This is a genomic window from Clostridium luticellarii, from assembly GCF_002995845.1.
Lineage (GTDB): Bacteria > Bacillota > Clostridia > Clostridiales > Clostridiaceae > Clostridium_B > Clostridium_B luticellarii.
Window position 1 is genome coordinate 1 of the sequence record NZ_PVXP01000041.1, and the last position, 21,817, is coordinate 21,817.

The 21,817-nt window shown below is 34.5% G+C and carries 19 protein-coding genes and 2 pseudogenes; 3 read left to right on the forward strand and 18 right to left on the reverse strand.

What is annotated here, in order from left to right; genetic code table 11:
* Positions 1-1,491, forward strand: a 1,491-nt coding sequence (locus CLLU_RS12385) for a PucR family transcriptional regulator (RefSeq protein ID WP_106010102.1), incomplete at its 5' end; no start/stop codon positions are given.
* Positions 1,484-3,325, forward strand: coding sequence for an ASKHA domain-containing protein (locus CLLU_RS12390; RefSeq protein ID WP_106010103.1), 1,842 nt, complete (start codon positions 1,484-1,486; stop codon positions 3,323-3,325). The genes CLLU_RS12385 and CLLU_RS12390, both read left to right, overlap by 8 nt.
* A gap of 56 nt (positions 3,326-3,381) precedes the next feature.
* On the opposite strand, the gene CLLU_RS12395 is transcribed toward CLLU_RS12390, so the two are convergent.
* From CLLU_RS12395 to ilvD, 17 genes and pseudogenes are all read right to left on the reverse strand, one after another.
* A complete protein-coding gene (locus CLLU_RS12395; protein WP_106010104.1) occupies positions 3,382-4,488 on the reverse strand; it encodes a uroporphyrinogen decarboxylase family protein in 1,107 nt (368 codons plus the stop codon).
* Positions 4,485-5,117 (reverse strand): annotated as a pseudogene (locus tag CLLU_RS12400) (cobalamin B12-binding domain-containing protein). The gene CLLU_RS12395 and the pseudogene CLLU_RS12400 overlap by 4 nt, the downstream one beginning before the upstream one ends.
* A 166-nt stretch (positions 5,118-5,283) precedes the next feature.
* Positions 5,284-5,841 (reverse strand): DUF2284 domain-containing protein, encoded by a 558-nt coding sequence (locus CLLU_RS12405; protein ID WP_106010105.1) that lies wholly within the window; start codon positions 5,839-5,841, stop codon positions 5,284-5,286.
* Positions 5,842-5,862: 21 nt separating this feature from the next.
* Positions 5,863-6,258, reverse strand: coding sequence for a hypothetical protein (locus tag CLLU_RS12410; protein ID WP_106010106.1), 396 nt, complete (start codon positions 6,256-6,258; stop codon positions 5,863-5,865).
* Positions 6,251-6,859: a GTP-binding protein gene (locus CLLU_RS12415; protein ID WP_106010107.1), complete on the reverse strand. Its 609-nt coding sequence runs from the start codon at positions 6,857-6,859 to the stop codon at positions 6,251-6,253. Before CLLU_RS12415 ends, CLLU_RS12410 begins: the two co-directional genes overlap by 8 nt.
* A gap of 151 nt (positions 6,860-7,010) precedes the next feature.
* Positions 7,011-7,307 (reverse strand): annotated as a pseudogene (locus tag CLLU_RS12420) (dihydropteroate synthase); the annotation flags it as partial.
* Positions 7,308-7,701: 394 nt separating this feature from the next.
* Positions 7,702-8,184 carry a pyridoxamine 5'-phosphate oxidase family protein gene (locus CLLU_RS12425; protein WP_106010109.1) on the reverse strand — a complete coding sequence of 161 codons (483 nt, stop codon included), beginning with the start codon at positions 8,182-8,184 and terminating at the stop codon, positions 7,702-7,704.
* Positions 8,185-8,318: 134 nt separating this feature from the next.
* On the reverse strand, positions 8,319-9,095 hold the full coding sequence (locus tag CLLU_RS12430; protein ID WP_106010110.1) for an alpha/beta hydrolase: 777 nt from the start codon (positions 9,093-9,095) through the stop codon (positions 8,319-8,321).
* Between the two features lie 47 nt (positions 9,096-9,142).
* Positions 9,143-10,042, reverse strand: a complete 900-nt coding sequence (locus CLLU_RS12435; protein WP_106010111.1) for an aldo/keto reductase — start codon at positions 10,040-10,042, stop codon at positions 9,143-9,145.
* 169 nt (positions 10,043-10,211) lie between these two features.
* Entirely contained in the window at positions 10,212-10,745 is a 534-nt protein-coding gene (locus CLLU_RS12440) for a flavoprotein (protein WP_106010112.1), read from the reverse strand.
* 219 nt (positions 10,746-10,964) lie between these two features.
* Entirely contained in the window at positions 10,965-12,194 is a 1,230-nt protein-coding gene (locus CLLU_RS12445) for a DUF2075 domain-containing protein (protein WP_207655999.1), read from the reverse strand.
* A 46-nt stretch (positions 12,195-12,240) separates the two neighbouring features.
* On the reverse strand, positions 12,241-12,789 hold the full coding sequence (locus tag CLLU_RS12450) for a hypothetical protein (protein ID WP_242977602.1): 549 nt from the start codon (positions 12,787-12,789) through the stop codon (positions 12,241-12,243).
* A 449-nt stretch (positions 12,790-13,238) separates the two neighbouring features.
* On the reverse strand, positions 13,239-15,146 hold the full coding sequence (locus CLLU_RS12455) for a heavy metal translocating P-type ATPase (RefSeq protein ID WP_106010114.1): 1,908 nt from the start codon (positions 15,144-15,146) through the stop codon (positions 13,239-13,241).
* Positions 15,147-15,165: 19 nt separating this feature from the next.
* Complete coding sequence (locus tag CLLU_RS12460) at positions 15,166-15,549, reverse strand: ArsR/SmtB family transcription factor (RefSeq protein WP_106010115.1); 384 nt, start codon at positions 15,547-15,549, stop codon at positions 15,166-15,168.
* Between the two features lie 209 nt (positions 15,550-15,758).
* Positions 15,759-17,030 (reverse strand): MFS transporter, encoded by a 1,272-nt coding sequence (locus tag CLLU_RS12465; RefSeq protein WP_242977604.1) that lies wholly within the window; start codon positions 17,028-17,030, stop codon positions 15,759-15,761.
* A 253-nt stretch (positions 17,031-17,283) separates the two neighbouring features.
* Positions 17,284-18,180 carry a dihydrodipicolinate synthase family protein gene (locus CLLU_RS12470; RefSeq protein ID WP_106010116.1) on the reverse strand — a complete coding sequence of 299 codons (897 nt, stop codon included), beginning with the start codon at positions 18,178-18,180 and terminating at the stop codon, positions 17,284-17,286.
* 29 nt (positions 18,181-18,209) lie between these two features.
* Positions 18,210-19,892, reverse strand: a complete 1,683-nt coding sequence (ilvD, locus tag CLLU_RS12475) for a dihydroxy-acid dehydratase (protein ID WP_106010117.1) — start codon at positions 19,890-19,892, stop codon at positions 18,210-18,212.
* A gap of 244 nt (positions 19,893-20,136) precedes the next feature.
* On the opposite strand from ilvD, the gene CLLU_RS12480 reads away from it, so the two are divergent.
* Positions 20,137-20,916, forward strand: coding sequence for an IclR family transcriptional regulator (locus CLLU_RS12480; protein ID WP_106010118.1), 780 nt, complete (start codon positions 20,137-20,139; stop codon positions 20,914-20,916).
* A 288-nt stretch (positions 20,917-21,204) separates the two neighbouring features.
* Here CLLU_RS12480 and CLLU_RS12485 read toward each other — a convergent pair whose 3' ends face one another.
* Positions 21,205-21,747, reverse strand: coding sequence for a superoxide dismutase family protein (locus tag CLLU_RS12485; RefSeq protein ID WP_106010119.1), 543 nt, complete (start codon positions 21,745-21,747; stop codon positions 21,205-21,207).
* Positions 21,748-21,817 lie beyond the last annotated feature (70 nt).

Sequence of the window (21,817 nt, forward strand, 5' to 3'; positions counted from 1 at the left end):
GTATTAATCAAAGCTGTAAAATTTCTCAGTAAAAATCAATCTTTTTTTAATCCAAATTATCTATATATAGGGAAAGACTTGGACTTTCAACAGATTTTACCTCAAAACAGCTTTATCAATATACTTTATGTTACAGATAAATCTTTGAACTCTGAGTATAAAAAAAATTCCATGCTGAATTTGATAGTACTGGACGATAAAATAGATATATTCAAAATTTTTAATGAAATACAGGAGATCATTATAAAGTATCAGCAATTAGATATAAATTCATCTAAATTACTAAATGCATTGATTAGCGGAAGGGGGATTGAACATATTGTAAACGTTGGATATGAAATGCTTGGTAATCCCATATGTATCCTGGATCTAAGTTTTAAGGTGATTGCTTCTTCAAAAGATGCAAAAGTAGATGATCCTGTATGGGTTGAACTTTTAACTAAAGGTTACTGCCCTTATAATTTTGCTCCTAAAGAAAGTATTAAAAAATTTATAGAAATAGCTCATAAAAACAACTCCCCTGTTTTTATGAATAAGAATAAATTTAGAATTCCAAGAATAATATCAAACATAAAAATAAACAATACAGTGGTGGCTTATCTTATATCGCTGGAATATAAGAAACCTTTTTCCAAAAATGACATGGATTTAATTATTCTTCTATGTAGAACAATATCTTCAGAAATGCAAAAAAATAAATTTTTTCAAAATACAAAAGGATTTAGATATGAAAGTTTCATTACAAGCTTGCTTGATGGCAGTGAAACCAATAAAAAAATAATTGAAGATAGGCTGAAATTTTTAGATTTAAATTTCAACTACAACTTGTATGTACTTGTAATATTTGTTCCCCAAAATAAGTTTGTACACACCTCACTGCACCAGATAAGGGACACAATAGATTATATACTTACAGGATCTAAATCGATTATATACAATGAATTTATCGTTATTCTAATAAATCGCAAGGACAGTATTTCACATATTGGACACATTTTTTCAAAATTAATAGATTTTCTTAAAAGTATCAATATATACGGAGGATTAAGCCGCTGCTTTCATGATATATCCGACATAAAAAAGTATTATGAGCAGTCAGTAAAATCCATTGAACTTGGAATAAAGTTCATGAAAGACAAATTTTTCTTTTATTATGAAGATTTGGTAATATATCATCTTTTAGAAATCTGCTCCCAGCAAGAAAATTTAAAAAATTTTTGTCATGCCTCAATATTTACTCTGATGAAATATGATGAAATCAACAATACGAAATATGTGCATTGTCTTTATACATATTTATTAAATAAAAAAAATCAATTAAAAACAGCCAGTAATTTAAACATCTGCCGAAGTACCTTGCTTCATCGGCTTAAAATGATTCAACAAATAATGAACATAGATCTGAATGATATTACTATAATTTTTAGGCTTATGCTAACTTTTGTTATTTTTAAATACATAAATACTTATGGAGGTATTATTCATGAATAATTACATAATTACTTTTAAACCTGTAAATCAAAAAGTTTCTATTTCTGAAGGAAGTACCCTTAAAGATGCAATTGTAAAATCAGGACTAGATTTTGATTTTCCCTGCGGTGGAATAGGAAAATGTGGAAAATGTACAGTTAAGGTTTTAAGCCCTAAAATTGAAACACTTCAAAAAGAAACAGAACATCTTAGTAAAAATCAAATTTTTGCAGGCATACATTTAGCTTGTATTACAGAAATCCACAGCAATATGATCGTAGAATTAAACATGAGAAAAAATACAGATTATAATATACTACAGTCGTCTGCTGAAAAGAAATTTACCATACTTCCCCTTTTGAAAAAAGATTTTATTCAATTGAACTTACCTTCTCTAGAATGTCAAAAATCCGACTTAAAACGTTTAAGAGAAAAACTCATTCTAAAAAATCCTAAGTATAAAGATTTAGAAATAGGAATCTCAGTCTTACGAGAACTACCTGACAAATTTCGAAAAGCAGACAATAAGGTGACTGTAATAATTGATAAAAGCGAAATCTTGGGAATAGAAAAAGGCAATACTTGCTATAAAATGTTTGGTATAGCTTTTGACATCGGCACTACAACTGTGGTTGGATATTTAATGGATCTTTACACCGGAAAAGAACTGGCGGTTTCATCTTCACTCAATCCTCAAATTAAATTTGGTGCAGATGTAATTTCACGTACAAACTACGCCAATCAAAACAATGATGATTTAAAATTGCTCCAGGTTACCATTTTAAAGGCCTTAAATAAATTAATAGATAATCTTTCTCAAAAAGCAAATATAAAAAGGAATGACATATACGCTCTAACTGTAGTAGGAAATACCTGCATGCATCATCTTTTCTTAGGTCTAACTCCACGATATGTAGCAGCCGTTCCCTATGTACCTGCAGTAAGTGAAAGTATAAAACTAAATGCATCAGAACTAAAATTAAATATAAATCCTGCTGGAAAAGTATTTGTACTGCCAACCATTGCCGGATTTGTGGGCGCCGATACGGCAGCTGTAATTTTATCTACGGATATGGATAAAAGCAAAGATATAAAATTGGCTGTTGATATAGGAACCAACGGTGAAATGGTATTGGGCTCTTCCACAAAGCTTGTATCCTGTTCCACTGCAGCAGGCCCTGCTTTTGAAGGAGCCCAGATAAGCAGTGGAATGAGAGGAGCTAATGGAGCCATAGATCATGTATACTTTGATGAATCAATGACCTATACGGTCATTGGCAATGAAAAACCCAGGGGTATATGTGGTTCCGGACTTTTAGATATTGTGGCAGGATTTGTAAAAGTAGGAGTTGTAAACAAAAGGGGCAAATTATTATCACCGGACAAATTTACAAATCCTGCGGCAAAAAAATACAGTAATCGCATAATAAATTATAACAATGCAAATGCTTTTTTAGTGGTATCTGAATCCGAAACTGCACATGGCAATCCTATTTTGATTACACAAAAGGATATCACTTCACTGCAATTGGCCAAGGGTGCTATTTCAACCGGTATTAAAATACTTGTAGAAAAACTTGAAATAACCTCCCATGACATTAAAGAAGTTCTCCTAGCCGGCGCTTTTGGAAATTACATGAATCCGCACAGTGCCTGCACAATAGGCCTTATTCCAAGAGAACTGGAATCTAAAATTAAACTGGTGGGAAATGCCGCTGGAAGCGGTGCAAAACTTGCCCTATTATCACAAAATGAATTCGAACGAACAAATAATATTGCAAATAAGGTAACCTATATTGAACTTGGAACCCAAAAACATTTCAATCTGGAATTTGCCCGCGGGATGCAATTTTAAAAAAATGAGTATAGATTTGGTTTTTACACAAATCTATACTCATTCCCGTATATTATCTATTTCCCGGTTGCAGCAGAAATCATAGCTTTTACATTTTCAACCTTAGCATTTGGAGGTATAGTGCATCCGCTGGATAAAATAAATCCATCTCCCATATCTCTAACAAGTCTGGATGCGTAATCGTATACTTCATCAGGAGTTCCAAGGACAAGTTTTCCTGCCGGTACATCTCCCTTGATGCACTCGTGATTTCCCAATTTATCTTTTATCTTATAAATATCAGTTACACTATCCGTCTCAAATACGATTTTGCCTTTTGGAAAATCCCTGAAATAATTTAGATCCCTCTCCCAGTTCCCATCACAATGAATATCACACACTGCACCTTCCTCTATAATCACATCTGCTGAAGCTTTAATATACTTCCATACAAAGCGCTCCCATAATTTAGGTGAAAAAAATTCACTGGCTCCTCTTGCAGGAGATAAAAATACCACATTAGGTTTGACAGCTCTCATCTGTTTTCTCAATTCATCCATATTTTCTTTATGGATAACTTGTAAAACAGCTTCCACTTTGTCCGGCATTCTATATAAATCCATCATGAATTTTGCAAGCGAACGTCCTCCTCCAAGGGATTCATTAGCAGTCAATACTGCAAAAGGACTATATACCACATAGCCTGAATCTTCAATATTCTTATCTGCCTGAGATGAGTAAAGCAAATCATTCGTGATACCATCCACATCTACCTTTAATCTGTTTTTAAGGTAATCCAGCTTGAAATCACTCCATCCTTTATTTAAAATAACATCATAATCTTTCACACTCATCATTTCAGCTTCATCCAGCTGCCATAACATGTCATCCGGGAGCTCACGGCCCGGAAGCTTAATTCTTGACATAAACACCAATGGAAATATAGGAGCTACAGCATAGGAAGAATTTACTCCATCTACATCTCCAAAAGCTTTCATAGAATCCAATATAACTTTGTTGGATATTTTAATACTCTTGCAAAACTCGGACATTTTAACTCCCATATGTTTGGCACAAAATCCATCCATCATCAGTATAACAGAAGTTCTATCAGTTTTTTCAAGTGCTAATGTTTTTTTTAACCTATTTAAACGTTCATTGTAAAGCTCCTTGGTGCTTTTCATTTCTCCACACCTCCCATAATTTGCTTGCAAAAATCTACAGTCTGCTGGGCATCTTTACATACCATGTCTGCATTTGCATATTTGCCTGTTGCTTCCATCCACAGGCCCTCCACCTATCAATATCTTTAAATCCTTTCTAAGTCCTGCATCCTCTATAGTTTTTATACATTCCTTTATATTATTAAAACAAGTGGTTAAAAGACAGGATATTCCTATAACCTTAGGTTTATACTTTTTTATAGCTTCAATGTATTTCGAGGTAGGTACATCAACTCCCAAATCTATGACTTCAAATCCATTACTTCTCATTACAGTAGACACAATGTTCTTTCCTATATCGTGGATATCATCGTATATTGTACCTATAATAAATTTGCCATATTGATAATTACCAGCTTCATCCATTCCACCAATTAACTCTGAGGCTTCTTTAAAAATTTCTGCTGACATAATAAGCTCGGAAAGAAAATATTCTCCCTCTTCAAATTTTTTCCTACAATTGACATTCCTTCCTGCAAATAAGCTATGATTTCAAGTGGGGCTGTTTCTTTTTCTTTCAATTCCTTAACTTCTGAAAGCACCACATCTTCATCTAGATTTGCCATCGCATCAACTAATTTTTTACTCATAACATATCCTCCCTTTAATAAATACAAAAATTTTGATGTTAACATTCTCTATTCATCCGGAGACACTTATGCCCCTGGATAATTTCTTCTAATGTTCAGCCGGAAAAAATATTTCTTTTAAGCAGATTCCACCTAAACCAAAGAATTCCTCAATAACTTAAAAGTATTAATTTTCATTGAAAAGTATCAACCCAACATAAGAAATTGTATTTAACCCATTATAATATGGAATCCCACAGCTTTTTTCCAGAGCTATTACATCAATTCCATATGCCTCTAAGGATGAAAATGCCTTATCCGGAAATTTGCACTCAATTCCATCAACATAAGTACATACCTTGCAAAGCCTGCAGCATCCGGCACTTAAAGGCAGTATATCCTTAAATTTATATTTGACTCTCACATGAGAAAGAATTTTTCTGAATATTCCCTCATAAACCTTAGCTGCAGCTTTCATTCCCTTTAAGTCAAAGGGACTTGACAATTGATGTACCGTCTGTATTAAAAGTCCTTCCTCATATCTTTTAGCTTTATCTATCAATTTATCAATAGGTCCTATGGCCGGTGGTCCCTTCCAATTGGTATCATAATTGCCGCAGACATTTTTTTCACACGCCCTTCTGGCATCTGCATAAAATTTAATTTGGGATACATCTATCATTGCCGCATGGTCGGCTTTTAACTCAATTGCCTCTTCCACCAAAGATTGAAATTTAGATTTCATATATTTTCCTCCTTCAAGCTGCTAAATAAATTTTTTATTCAGATTTTCCAGGACCTTCAGCTCTAAAGTTTTCTCATCAGTTCCAAAAACAATCAATGTAATATCCAATTCAATGTGTTTAATATCGATTTCATCTTGTCCAGATAATTCTTTTATATCAATTTCTTTTCCCGTAGTCGCAATCCATATATTAAAATCGCCCTCACTTTTCACAAAAACCTTTAAATGACCTATAAAATATTTATTTTCCTGTGCCCATTTTTTAACACCACCCATAAATTCCAGAATGATGTTTTTGATTTCCTTCCCAGTAAGTTCGTTTTTCAACTCAAAAGAATTGGAGCAGGAAAACACTGCAGGCACTTCCCTCAATTCACCATGTAGATCTTCGTGGGAACAATTATGAATATCATTCATAATTTCCAATCACCTCTTTCCATATGGCATCGTCCACCTTTGTATTTGCAGACAACATATGCAAACTAGCTTTCGGATTAAATTTTCTTACATGATCTTCTACTTGTTTTAATTCTTCCTTCATAACCAAATCCGTCTTGTTTATAAACACCATGTCCCCATCAGCTATTTGATTTTTTATAAGTACAGGTGTTACGGCAATCAGTTCCTTAAACCGCTCCCCATCAACTACAGTTATAATTTTTATACGATCTATGTTTCTTCCATACTCGTTCAACGTACTTAATATTTTCCCGGGATAAGCTAGTCCTGTAGTTTCAATAATCACCCATTTAGGATTCATTTTTTCATGAATATCATCCAAAGTAATTACTAAATCCGAAGAAAGCTGGCAGCATATACATCCCGAGAATAATTCCCTGACACTTAAACCATCATATCTGAGAATCTTGTCATCAACTCCAATTTTTCCAACCTCATTTTCAATAATCACCACATTTGAACTATCTGAACTTTTATTTTCTAGCAAAAAATGTGACAGAGACAATATTAAACTTGTTTTTCCTGAACCGAGAAATCCACCAAAAATAATTAAATTCACTTTATTCTGTCCCCCTTTTTTTTCAGGCTAAAAAATACAAATTCCAAATTCTTTTATTTGTATATACCATCACGAAATCCTTTTATAAATTCTTTTGAAAACCTATCCCTCCCCATCAGTGTCTGAGATGCCATAAGTGAAGCTCTCATTTTATAGAATTTATCATAGTTCTGCCATTTTTTGATTTTCCAAGCCCGGCATCTAATGCAAGTGGATTGGGACTATCTATACAAAGAGGCAAGTTACAGCCTTGAAGTACATTGTCCACTAACCATTCCATAGTTTCAACTTCATTCTGCATAAATGTACCACAGTTTACATCAATATATGTTGCTCCACTTTCTTGCTGAAGTTTTGCAATATTTCTTATATATTGTCCATCTTTCTTTTTCACAGCTTCAGATATCAGTTTCCTACTGGTATTTATTAATTCTCCTATAATTTCCATTCATTCTACCTCCTTTAAATTAAACATTTACATTTTTGAAAATTCTAAAATCCTATTCTGTAACCATAGAATAGCATATATATTTTGCAAATTCACCTTACACAGTGATTAATTTTACTACATTTATTTACACATAATGTATCAATGTATCTTTCTAAAAAACACTTTGTGTATCTGTAATTACTTTAGATAAAGCATACACAAAGAATATTGCAAAAGTCATCCGATACCATACTAAAAATTCACTTTTTAGCATAAACAAAAGTACTTGTAGTTTTTTATCTCAATTAAAAAATAACTGCAAGTACTTTTTTTGATTCTATCATTTTAATTGTATATTTAGAAACGTTATTTTATCTTTCCACTATTATGATGGAGTTATTTTCGTATAAGATTATCGTCCTTTCTTTCCCGTTAGATTTATTATATCCATTTTCAATATTGCAATGCTATCATATACATTATCATTTTTAAGAGTCTTTTCTTTAACAATAGAAGGCACATTTTCCAAATGGTTTAAAATAGTTTCCATTCCATACTTTTTTTCTTCAAGATTTTCAACGAAAGAAATTTTGCCATTAATAACAATCGAGCGATATTCATGTCCACATTCACCCATTATGTAGCCCCTGTCATCTATTATTGTAGCACAAACATTGGGATTATAAGAAATAAAATCTATCTTTAGACCCTTAAGTCCTGTATGTAAAAATAAAACATTCTGAGTCCTGTCATATCCATAACTTAAACTTACTATATAAGGCTCATTATCACGGCACATTGATATTACTATATATTTCCCATGTGACAATATTTCACTTAATTCACTTTCATCATTTATTTGCCTATCTTGTCTTCTTATATGATATTTTTTCAATGTACTTTACCTCCTAAATTTTTTGTCTTATTTCTTAATGATTTGTTCACTATGAATTAATTTATTTGGTTTACATTTGTTTTTATTTACATAATATTTATAATGTTTACCAAAAAAAATAACATTTAATAAGTCTATTTAAGCTCTTTTTCTAAAAAAACAGCTGTAGAATCAATAACTTCATTTTCCCAATTTACACTGTTAAATGTATGATCCGCCTCATTTAAAATGTGAAAAGCTGCTCTTTCTCCATAAATATCCATATATTTCTTCGACACATTATACGAAACAGTTTCATCATTGCCGCCATGTATTAAAAGAATATTTTTATCATAGCTGGAGGCTCTTCCAAAAACATCAAGATTTCCGATATCATTTAAAAATCCCATGCCAAGCATCAGACCTCCAGCATCCCAATAACCTTTTTCATTTAATTTTTTAAGGCCTTCTTTTTCATTTTTTTCTCTATTCTTGACGATTTCTCTTATATTACCTGCCGGAGCCCAGAGACACAGCGATTGTATATCTTCTTTTCTGTCGCCTGCCAGCATACTTGCAACAGCTCCTCCCAAACTGAGGCCCAGAATGCCTATTTTATTTTTATCCACAAAATCCAAGGACTTTGCATAATCAAGTATGGCCTTTGCTTCATCGAGCTCTTTGGAAACAGTCATATCGACAAAGTCACCATCACTCTCTCCACTTCCGCCAAAATCAAATCGGACGCTTGCAATACCTCTCTCAGCCAAAATTCTTGACAACTTGACAAATATAAAATGTGGTCCTATCCTGTCACCTGTAAAGCCGTGAAAAATACAAACTATTGGAATATTTGCCGCAATGTCCTCAGGAACATGCAGCACTCCTCTTAAAGTTAATCCTCTATTTACAATTTCAACTGCTTTTTGCATTAAAAACACACCTTCCTTTTTTGAATTTCACCATAGTCGAATAAAATCTACAATATATCAAGACTCATTTTTCTATTTGGTTTTGGAAATATTTTATCAAGTTTAACCAGATCATCCTCTGACAATACAATAGAGCCTGCTTCTGCATTTTCTATTACATGTTCTTCATGAGAAGCCTTGGGAATTGCAATTACATCATTTGTTCTTATAACCCATGCCAGAAGTATTTGCAAGGGCTTTGCATTATATTTTTCTGCTACCTCATTTACTGTTTTATCTTTCAGCAGCTGTTTTCTCAATCTTCCACCCTTGGCTATTGGACAATATGCCATAATAGGCATATTATTACTTCTCTGCCATGGCAATAAATCAAATTCGATACCACGTGAACCCAGATGATAAAGTACCTGATTGATCATGCAATTTTCTCCGTTTCTGCAATTTATAAGTTCTTCCATATCAGGCCTGTCAAGATTTGATACACCCCATCTTAAAATTTTCCCCTGTTTTTTAAGCTTTTCCATACACTCTACAGTTTCTTCAAAGGGTATGTTTCCTCTCCAATGAAGCAGATATAGATCCAGATGATCCGTACCAAGCCTATTCAAGCTATTTTCACATGAAGTAAATATATTTTTAAATCCTGCATTATTCGGATATACCTTTGACACCAGAAATATTTTATTTCTAATCCCATTTATGGCCTTTCCTACCAAACTTTCGGCCCCGCCGTCACCGTACATCTCTGCAGTATCTATAAGTGTCATTCCAAGCTCTATTCCAAGTTTCAAAGTTCTTATTTCACGTTCTTCGCTTGAAGAATTTTCTCCCAGATACCAGGTTCCCTGCCCCAATGCAGGTACCAAGGTACCATCAGGTAATTTTACTTTTCTTTTTTCATTGAAGTCTCTAATTTTTTCTATATCGCTTTTACTTATCAAATTCAAAATATCACTTCTTTCTCATAAAATCATCTGATTAAAAAAAGCATTCATTGGCTTAAGATCAATAAATACTTTTTTATAATATATTTTCAAAATAAAAAGCACACTATAATTGTCTGAAGGTTTCCATTGTTATCATTTCCGGATTAATTTAAGTTAAATCTTAGTTTCATCAATCTTTAGCATTTAAAACCCGCAATATTGTATCTATTATCTGATCAACAGACGGAAATCGTGAAATATGTTCTTTATCTCCATTATCCACAAAAGTAAAACCATCACCTATCAAGGTTTTTACATTACGCTGTACACTCGGACTATTGTACATTTTATTATTAATATGCATAGCTATGATTTTAGGACCACGCATTGACATAATAGTCGTTGACAATAAGTCATCTGCAATTCCATTAGCTGCTTTTCCCAAAATATCTGCAGAAGCAGGAGCAATTAAAAGCAAATCTGTATCCTGCGAAAGAGATCTATGACCTTTCTCCCATGATTTAGGCAAGTCAAATGCTTTGATCTGAATGGGGTGATCAACACTCCTCTGTACCATAAGAGGTGTTACAAAATTAGTGGAATTTTCAGTCATAACAACATATACATCTGCATGAAGTTTCTTCAATTTGGCAATTACATCTAAAGCATGTATTGCCATACTGCATCCAGTAATACCAACTACTATTTTTTTACCATCAAGCATATTTACACATCCTTTATTTTAAATTTGCTTCATAAGAATCCCTTTATCCAGGTGCACAGCAGTGCTTATCTCTCACTTTAATAAGTTGGAAGCATTAGCAGCGGCAGCGTTCGGATAAAAATACAATAAATTATACTAATATATAAAACTTATAGATAATTATACTACATTTTACTACTCAGTTACATGATTAACTTCCATGTTTCAGGTAGAGTTTGCTCACAAGGAATTCTTTTGCAGGTTCAGCAATGTTTGTCTGAGTCCAGCATCATGAGCATACAAATACATACCATATCTACCCCGTTTCATCAAAACATTGATTGAATTCAAAAACAAATCCAGTTTGACTTGTTCAAATTCAATTTTAGACTTTATATCATCCCGCCTTTTGAATATTTCCCTATCCGTGACCTTGGTCAAATCAATTTTTATTTTGTCAGGATGATGCCTGTCCAATTCAACTGATGGTCCCAGGATAATTCCGATATAATTTAAATCAAAACCCTGCACGGTATAAATGGAACCTACCTCATTGATAGTGTCAGGTATCTCAGCCCAGGGAACAGCAGTAAAATTATATTGATCCCAGGGCAGGTGAAATCGTCCTTCCGTTACATAATGTTTTCCTCCATCCAGAACTGAAGGATAGTTAATTGTGGCAGTAATTCTGGATAGGCCATATCGCTGATCTTTATGCTTAATAGCCTCATACATTTCCTGGGCATCCCCAAAAATCCGAAAATCATAATGTCCGCCAAAATCTAAAGGTAATGAGGAAATCAATTTCTGTTTCGTAAAAGCATCAATCCAATGAATTAAATCCTGGCTGGCATTCATGCGGAACTGATGCTGTAAATGATAATCCTCGTGTATGTATTGATTGACAATGCATTTTAAAGAGTCGCTGTCCCAATAGCTTTTTGTTTTTATAACTTGAGAGGGATCAAAAACCAAAACCACTATCCGTGCAAGCTCCATAATGGACTGGAGCTGATTTGCACCAAAAAACTTATTATAATGATCTGATTTGGACAACAGCAAATGGGCTTCATCTATCACCACAACATCCGCTGTAGTCTTCTGTTTTTGATGCTGATTGATAAAGCTGGTAGGGCGCTGATAATACTTTTTATACATATGAGGTAATCTTCCTGCCATGGAACGATATACTTTCAAAACTTCCGGATGATTCACCAGAAAAAAATTCCTCGTATCGCTAAATGCATTTCCTGATTGAGCCGCCAAAATCTGAATTCTATAAAACAAATGACTAAGTACCACACTTTTTCCGGTTCCCGCATCTCCTGTAATAGTAAAGATTGCTTTATGATGCCGCTTTAAATTGAATTTGGCAAACTTCAGGACCCGGCAAACCAGATCCTCCTGTTCTGATTTCAGCCTAATCTCCATTGGAGATAATTTTTGAATTGCATTGTTTTTTATGTCCATGTTTTATTCCTCCGCCAAAAGTAATATGTGTAAATTCTACAATAATTTATTCCGAAAGCATTTCACCCTTTCCCTGTGCTTTCAACCATTTTTCAGCATTTAATCTTATTTGTGATTTCAATTCCAAGTTATGCCCTTCATCTTTCATAGCCTCATCTGCATATTTACGAGGAAACATATTTTTAACAGATGAGTTATATTCTGTTCCATCTCTAGGTTGTACAAATTTAGCAACAACAAATTTATCCTTATCTTTTCTCAATACAATGAGGGCTGGATTCGCTCCACCGCATGAGGTTCCAAATCTTTTGCCAGAAAATGCATATCCTTCGAATAGTGTATAAATATAAACATTTATCAATTCATCTTTCTGTTCAATTGCATATAACTTATGTGCTTCAAAGACCTTGTCAGCATTAGTCAATATGTGAGAATAGTAGTCGACAATATACTTTGATATTGTTTCATTGATTACCTTCTTATTCCCAGCTTCAATATCTTTAGCATCAGTCAATTTTGAATTACTGCACCCAGTACCAATCGCAAGCATTAAAGAAAAAATCACTAAAATAAAATTATTAATATATCTTTTCAATTTTACTTCATCTCCCTTTCTCCACATAAACAAATTTCGGTGTTCAAAACCTCTCTACCCGCTTTCACAAAAACCAAATTGAACATTTGCAATCCCTTTCTATAAATTAGTTTATAAATAAATTATATCATTTTATATAACATTTTTTGGATCTAAAGAGAAACTTACATATAAAAAACAGAATTCCTAATATGCATTACTATATCCATCAGACAGAATATTGTTTTGCCGAACTTTTGACGATAAAAGGGAAAGAGCTCCTAACTGACAGGAGCTCTTGTGGGTTAAATAAGGTAATTGTTTAAACACTAGTCTTTTGGGAAAAAACTTTCACTAGTACACCTCTATTTTATCACTATAACAGAAAAAAGCAACAGTTTAAAATATTGAGAATACTTTAATATATTATGATCATATTGTTGATTGAAATAAATAATATTTTAACCCCTTTACAAGTTCTTTGTATCCAGTGCCCTTATCGAGTTAAAGATTGCAATCAGTGCAACCCCCATATCTCCAAATACGGCTTCCCACATTGATGCCATACCCAACGCTCCCAATACAAGAAATATTGCTTTAACACCAAGTGCAAATATTATATTTTGATATGCTATACCCTGGGTTCTCCTTGCAATTTTCATTGCATCTGCTATCTTGGACGGTTCATCAGTCATAATTACAATATCCGCGGCCTCAATGGCTGCATCCGAGCCTAAACCTCCCATTGCCACACCAATATCTGCTCTTGCAAGTACCGGCGCATCATTTATTCCATCACCGACAAATACAATTTTTCTTTTAGGGGACTTTTTCATTTCCATGGATTCAATTTTCTCCACCTTGCCGGCCGGGAGCAGCTCTGAATAGACTTCATCTAAACCCAATTGCCTTCCAATTTTACTGCCAACAGTTTTCAAATCCCCGGTAAGCATTATTATTCTCTTGATTCCAAGAGACCTAAGGGTTTCAATTGCATTTGACGAATCTTCTTTCACCTCATCGGAAATCACTATATTGCCTGCATATTTCCCGTTTATTGCAACATGAACTACAGTATCAACGGTATCAACATCACTGTATTCAATTCTTTCACTGGCCATCAACCTGTTATTGCCAACAAGAATTTTTCCTCCTCCGACATTAACCTCGATACCATATCCAGCAATCTCTCTATAATCTTCAATTTGGCTTTTGTCAATTTCTCCATTGTAAGCATTCATAATTGAGAGTGCAATAGGATGATTTGAATAGCTTTCTGCATATGCTGCACTTTCTATTAATTTTTCATTTGAATAATTATTTTGCGGACTTATTTTTGTAACTTTGAACACACCTTTAGTCAATGTACCTGTTTTGTCAAAAACAACTGCTTCAACGCTATTTAATGCTTCGAGATAGTTACCGCCTTTCACTAATATCCCTTTTTTTGAAGCTCCTCCCATGCCGCTTATAAATCCCAGCGGTATTGAAATTATCAGTGCACAGGGGCAGGATACTACTAAAAATATCAGTGCTCTGTAAATATAGTCAGAGAAAGCTGCACCTGCAATAAGCAAAGGTGGTATTATCGCCAGCGCTAAGGCACCAAACACAACAACTGGAGTATAATAACGTGCAAATTTTGTTATAAATTTTTCAGTTGAAGCTTTTTTGCTGCCTGCATTTTGAACTAAATCCAAAATTTTAGACACAGTAGATTCCTCATATTTTTTTGACACTTTAACTGTCAGGGCACCATTACCATTTATAAATCCACTTAAAGCATCTTTACCAGGTTTCAACTCACGTGGGACTGATTCCCCTGTTAATGCAGAGGTATTGACCATTGAAGTTCCTTCCAGAACCTTGCCGTCGAGAGGAATTTTTTCTCCCGGTTTTACAACAATTATGTCTCCTAAATTCACCTCTTCAGGCGGCACCCTTGTCAATTCATCGCCAGTTTTAAGGTTTGCGTAATCGGGTTTTATATTCATCAGTGAACTGATTGATCTTTGAGAATGATCCACAGCCATATCCTCCAGCAATTCACCTAACATATAGAACAGCATGACAGCCACACCCTCAGGATACTGTCCAACGCAGAAAGCACCAATTGTAGCAACACTCATAAGAAAATGTTCAGTAAATACCTGACCTTTAGATATTTCCCCTAATGCTTGTAAAACAACATTTCCACCAACTATAACATAGCTTATTAAAAATATAGTCAGCTCAAGCCAATTCTGAAACTTGAAGATAATCCCTCCTGCAAATAAAATACTTCCGATTACAAGTTTTATTATCACTTTTCTTCGATTCTCTTCCTCACTGCCGCCATCATTATTTTCGTTTTTCATATCCCCTTTTAAAATATCCATAAAGTTTATCTCCTATCTTCTAAAAATTTTTTGTCAATTTTTCATTGACGTGAGCTAAACATTGATTAAATATAGGCTTTATGTGTTTATCATCCAGGGAATAGTACACAATTTTCCCATTTCTTCTGTATTTAACCAGTTTTGATTGTTTTAATACCTTAAGGTGATGTGATACTGCAGGCTGACTCATATTCAGTACAGCACAGATATCGCATACACACATTTCTGACAGCATCAGTGCATTGATTATCTTCAGTCTCGTAGGGTCATTTAACACCTTGAAAAACTCTGCCATATCAGATATTGAAATATCATCTGTAATATTTTTTTTGACCATGTTAACTACATTATCATGTATAATATTTACATCACAAACTTCAATATTTTCTTTATCATAATTCATAGTTTATTTTCCTCCTGTATATAATTCATATAAACATATAAATATATGTTTATATGAATTATAATTTAAGTACTTTAGATAGTCAATAATAGTTTAAAAAATAATTAATGATTTCAAAACTGCAGTGTTGTAGTCTCAATAATTTATAATAAAAAATAGCAGCTCTCACCATCAAATGTCTGCTGCTATTTTTATGTACTACAGTATGTTTAAATTACTTTCTCATCAAGTTTTATTGACCAATTAATCAAGCATCCTATTATTATAGCAATTGTCAAGAAATATATGCTCACATTGGAATTTATAACAACGGTCAACCAGCCTACAAAATATGGTCCTATAAATCCTCCCAGATTTCCCAGTGCATTTATAAATCCACGTGCACCTCCGGCTTCATCTGCAGTAAAAATAAGAGGAGGCATAGACCAAAAGCTGCTGTTATAACCCTGCAGGAAAAATCCACATAATATTAAAAATGCATAGGAAATCCATATACTGCTTTTAAACTGAACAGATAAAAATAATGATAATGCCAATCCGAGCATAGGCAGTGCCGTAAACATCTTACGCTTCATGGTTTTATCAGATAAAACCGAGAATATCCATATGCCCAGCAATGTTCCAATGTATGGAAACACAGATAGAATACCTATTATGCCTATACCTGAATTTGTAAGTTGTTTTATCAAAGTTGGAAGCCACAGGAAAAATCCATATATTCCAACTTGATAGCAAAAATAGCTGAGAGTAAGTTTCCATAATTCTGGATTCACATAAATGCTGCTTTTACCGTCAGATTGTTTAATATTATTGTCTATTTTCAATTGCTCTTGTTTCAGGCTGTCTAAAATCCAATTTTTTTCTTCCTCAGATATCCATTCTGCATTCTCAGGACGATCACTTATCAATGGATACCACACCAATATAAGTAAAAGTGCCAGACATCCTTCAATTATGAATACCCATCTCCAACTGGAAAACGATATGATCCAGCCCGAAATAGGACCTGTTATAATAGATGCTATAGCAAAATTCATCATGAACAATCCATTTGCTCTTCCACGTTCTTCATTGGGAAACCAGTGTGAAATAATAACAAGAACTGCAGGCCATACTCCTCCTTCTCCAACTCCAAGCAGGAACCTTAAAATCAAAAGCTGCCAGGTTGAAGTTACAAATCCACTTGCTACCGAAAGTATGGCCCATGCAATAAGAGAGATACTGATAAATTTTTTTGCACTTTTTTTCTCGGCATAATTTCCACCTGGAATTTGAAGTATCATATATCCAACGAAAAATATTCCCGATGCCAATCCAGCTATAGTTGAAGTCATGCCCAAAGATTTGTCCATTCCTCCGGCAATTGCAAAACTTATATTTGTACGATCCATAAATGCAACTATATATACAAGAATACATGGAGGAATAATATGCTTCCAACGTCCATTTGAAATTTTTTTCTCATTAACATAATTCATCATCAGTTTACATCCTTTCTCATAATTTATACTTAAAGCACTGTTTTTTAAAGGTTTTCTTTAAAGATTCAGCAATTATAATACGATTTCAATAATCATAATGATACCTGCAGCCGCAGGTGCCTTTGTCATTTTTCAACCACGAGATCCTTTACATTCTACAGACAACATTCCTTGAACCATAGGAATCCCGCCAATGAACCATATTCCATCAGCTGTAATCCCTACAGAACAAGTAGATACACTAAAATAAATATTATAATTTACGATATTCTCCAAGTACACTGTCCAAAAGAGTTTCTGCTTTCTTGTATACTGTATCCTGAATCTGATCAAAGGGGAAAATTGCTTTCGTTGAAATATCCACTCCCCTATGCACCATTAATTTTTTAAATAAAAGCGAAAAATTCGAATCCATGTCATAAAGCGGCATGAGCTTGTGAATTAAATAGGACATTTGCAATGATCGCTCAAAATCCTTATTATTGGAAGCCTTAACCAAATCACTCCATATTTCAGGAACAATATTAGAAAGACCTCCAATACATCCATTTCCGCCTGATGAAATATTATAAAGGAACTGATCATCAAATCCAGAATATGCGGTAAATGCATGTCCCTCTGCTTCAAGACAAATTAAATTTGTATGATTGGGATCTGGAACAGAATCCTTTAGCCCAACGATATTCTTATTTTCTTCCAGAAGCTTTTTAACCGTCTGTGGAGCAATGGAATGTCCTGTTCTGGCAGGAAAATTATAAATATAAAGATCTCCTTTTAAGGCTTTGGCAAGAGTATCATAAAAAATGAAAATTTTCTCCTGATCCAGCCCATAATAATAAGGGCCAATTACCATAGGCGCAGCATAACCCATAGAATATATATCATTTGACAACTCTACTGTCTCTTCAAAATTCATACAACCTGTACCTGCATATAATTCAACACGGTGATTGGTATATTCTGCATAAAACTTGAAAAAGTCACTTTTTTCCTTCTTGGTAAGTCCTGTAAATTCTCCAGTTGAACCCAGCACAAGAATACCGTCCACACCTCCTTGAACCAGAAAATCAATCACTTTCTTATTTGCTTCATAATCCGGTTTTTCATGCTCATCGAAAACTGTTATAACAGGGGTAATTATCTTATACATAATCAAATATCCTTTCTTATTCATTAAAATTATAGTAAATCATATTTCATAATTGCACCCTCAGAACCTGATGCTGCAATCTTGCAATACAATCCCAGATATCCTCGTTTAAATTTTGGTTCCGGGCGTTTCCATTCCTTCAATCGTCTGGAAATTTCCTCATCACTGACCATCAGATTCAAGCTGCGATTTTCTACATCGATTTCAACTTTGTCACCATTTTTTATAATTGCAATAGGACCACCCTCTGCTGCTTCCGGAGATATATGCCCTACAAAACATCCATTATTTGTCCCACTGAAACGCCCGTCCGTTATCAATGCTGTTGATTTGGATAATCCACGTCCATATAGATATTTCATGGCCTTATACATTTCACGCATGCCAGGACCACCCTTAGGACCTTCATATCGGATAACGACTACGTGTCCCTCATGCACCTTGCCTGCTAGAATTGCCTCTTCTGCTTCTTCTTCTGAATTGAAACAAATGGCTTCTCCTGTAAAATGATGCAGACTCTTGTCAAATGCTCCCGGTTTTGTGATTCCCGTATCAGGTGCTATATTTCCACGAAGTACGGCAACACCACCCTGGTATCCAAATGGTTCTTTCATGGTCTTAATTACATTGGAATTCTCTGGATACTGGTATACATGATCTGTAATATTCTCTGCAACCGTATGACATGTAACAGTCATCTGCTCAGTATCCACAATTGTCTTCATTTCCTCCATTAACCGCATGACTCCGCCTGCCTGATAGAAATCAATCATATTATATTTAGATGCCGGATTTATTTTGGCAATCTGCGGAGTTGTTCTTGATAACTCATCGAATTCTTCAAGTACATTAATATCCAATTCAGCCTCATAAGCAATAGCTGTAAGATGCATTACGGCATTGGTGCTGCCGCTCATGGCAAGACACACCCTGATTGCATTTCTCACACTCTCTTTTGTGATAATCCTTCGGGCTGTAATATTCTTCTGCACCAGCTCCACAATTTTGATTCCTGTCTTTTCTGCAATGGCAAGACGTGCAGCAGAAGCAGCCGGTATGATACCTCCATCCGGTAATGTCATACCCAGAGCTTCCGATAATGAACACATTGTATTTGCAGTTCCCAGATAAGAACAGGAGCCGCATGTCGGACATGAAAGATTTTCCAAAGATACATATTCTTTTTCAGAAATCTTATTGGCAGTCAGCATTCCGTAAGCTTCAGTACTTGAAGTCTGATCCGACTTTCGGCCGTCAAAAACAATTCCTCCCTCCATAGGGCCTCCCGGCAGCAAAATACACGGTATGTCCAGACGTGCTGCTGCCATAAGCATTCCTGGTACAATTTTGTCACAAGAACCCAGAAGCACAATACCATCAAATAAATTGATCTGTGCCATGGACTCAACTGAGTTTGCAATTAATTCCCTGGAAGGAAGAATGTAATGCATTCCATCATGTCCCTGCCCCATGCCATCACAACCGCCAATCACACCGAACTCAACTGGTGTTGCACCTGCACGGTATATGCCATCCTTTACCCTCTGTGCAACCTGACGCAGATTAAAATGACCAGGAACACACTCACTCCATGCATTCGCAATTCCTATCAAAGGCCTTTTCAAGTCATCTGTTGAAAATCCCATTGATTTCCACGTAGCCCTATAATACTGATTCTGTAATCCACAAAGAATTTTTTTACTTCTCTCCATGACTTTACTTCTCCTTTATATTGATATAGTACATTTATATTAGTTATTTTATTTTTAAATTGTACGTATTTACGTACTTAATATGTAAATACGTACTTTATAATTAAAATATCACATTTCAATATTTCTGTCAATATTTATTTTCATCGTAATAACAACCTAAATTCATAAACTAGAAATATCCCTTTGATTTTGATATAATAAACAATAGTAAAAAATATAAAAATAGCTGGGTGAATAAATTATGACATCTAATGAACATAGACCGACAGAACGTGTACTGGATATACTTGAACTTCTATCCAACAACAGTAACGGAATGACATTGACAGAATTGTCAAAAGCTTTAAATGCCCCTAAAAGCAGTATAATGCCATTGGTCCATACTATGGCATCAAGAAAATTCATTTATATGCAAAAAGAAACTTCAAAATATTTTATCGGTATTGCAACTTTTTCAGTTGGCTCCTCCTACAGCAATCATATGGGTGCTTTGGAACTGATAAAAACGGAAATGAAACACATTGTTTCTGCCAGTAATGAAACATGCCAGCTGGGTATACAAAGCCGAAATAATTTGCTCTACATTGCAAAAGAAGACTCGGCGGAACCAATTCGCCTTGTATCTTATGTGGGCAAACAGCTTCCATTATATTGTACTGCCATAGGACGTGCTATACTTGCAGAAAAGTCAAAAGAAGAAGTGTACAGTTTATACCCAGACGGCCTGACGGCTTTGACACCAAATACCATCACCGACTGGAATAGATTATTTGAGGAATTAGAAAATACCCATATTCGAGGATATGCAGTTGAGCATGAAGAATCAACACCATTTGTGAGCTGCGTGGGCATATCATTATGCAACAAAGAACGAACATTTGCTGCTTTAAGTGTGTGCATTCCAACTTTCCGTTTTTCAGAAGAAAAATTAAAAACTGTTATTGAATTATTAAAATCTTCAAAAAAGAAATTAGAAACCTATTTTCAAAACTGCAACGTTGATCTCAGCAATTTATCATAATGCCAGGCAGCGGTTGTTATTTATGACAACCGCTGCCACATTTGAAAATTGCATCTCCGAGATTCATCCTATAAGTTAAAGAACTATATTTTAGTAAAAATATAGTTCTTTTCGATATTATATACTCTTTTTCTTATTCATATTTATATCAGCAATATACTTTTCATATTTTTTTGAAAACAAAGGAATCTTCACGCCAAGTTCTCTTCCTGTATCATAAACACTTTTTCTACTGTCGAACAAATTACAGGAAGACATAAGAAAATATATTTCTTAAGCACTCTTTAACTACATCACTGCTTTAATAACACCACAAGCTAACCTTCTACCAGACGCTCCAGAAGGTTGAGTTCTATAATCATCCGGGCTCTCATGTATGATCACGGATTTTCCAATGATCTGAGCAACATTAAATTTATTTGTAAAAAAAGTCATTCTGGAATAGCCATTATTGGAAAAGAGAACAGGAAAATCTCCTGCATGATTGCCATGAGGCTGGTTAGTTGGGTTCCAATGTTCTCCAGCAGGACTGAATGGTTCTGCAGAATCACCTACAGCACACGTACCATTCTGGTGTATGTGAAATCCATGAGGTCCAATTTGAGGATTTCCATCCATGGCAGGTCTATAAGGAGGTAATCCATTGACTTCTGCAGAGACTTCAGTTCCCCCACGTACTTGAGTAAATACAACAGTACCTCTTATGTTGGGAGCCAAGGGACCTCCCACTATATGAGCTACAGCTTTTCTGGCAGGAATATTCATATCATCATTTCTATATCCACGGTTATTATAATTTAAAAAAGGGCATTCATATTCGTCAAAATACATAATATCCTCCTAATTAAACACTTCAATTTATGCTATGTAAAACTTTTTAAATAGTTACAATTTATTTTAA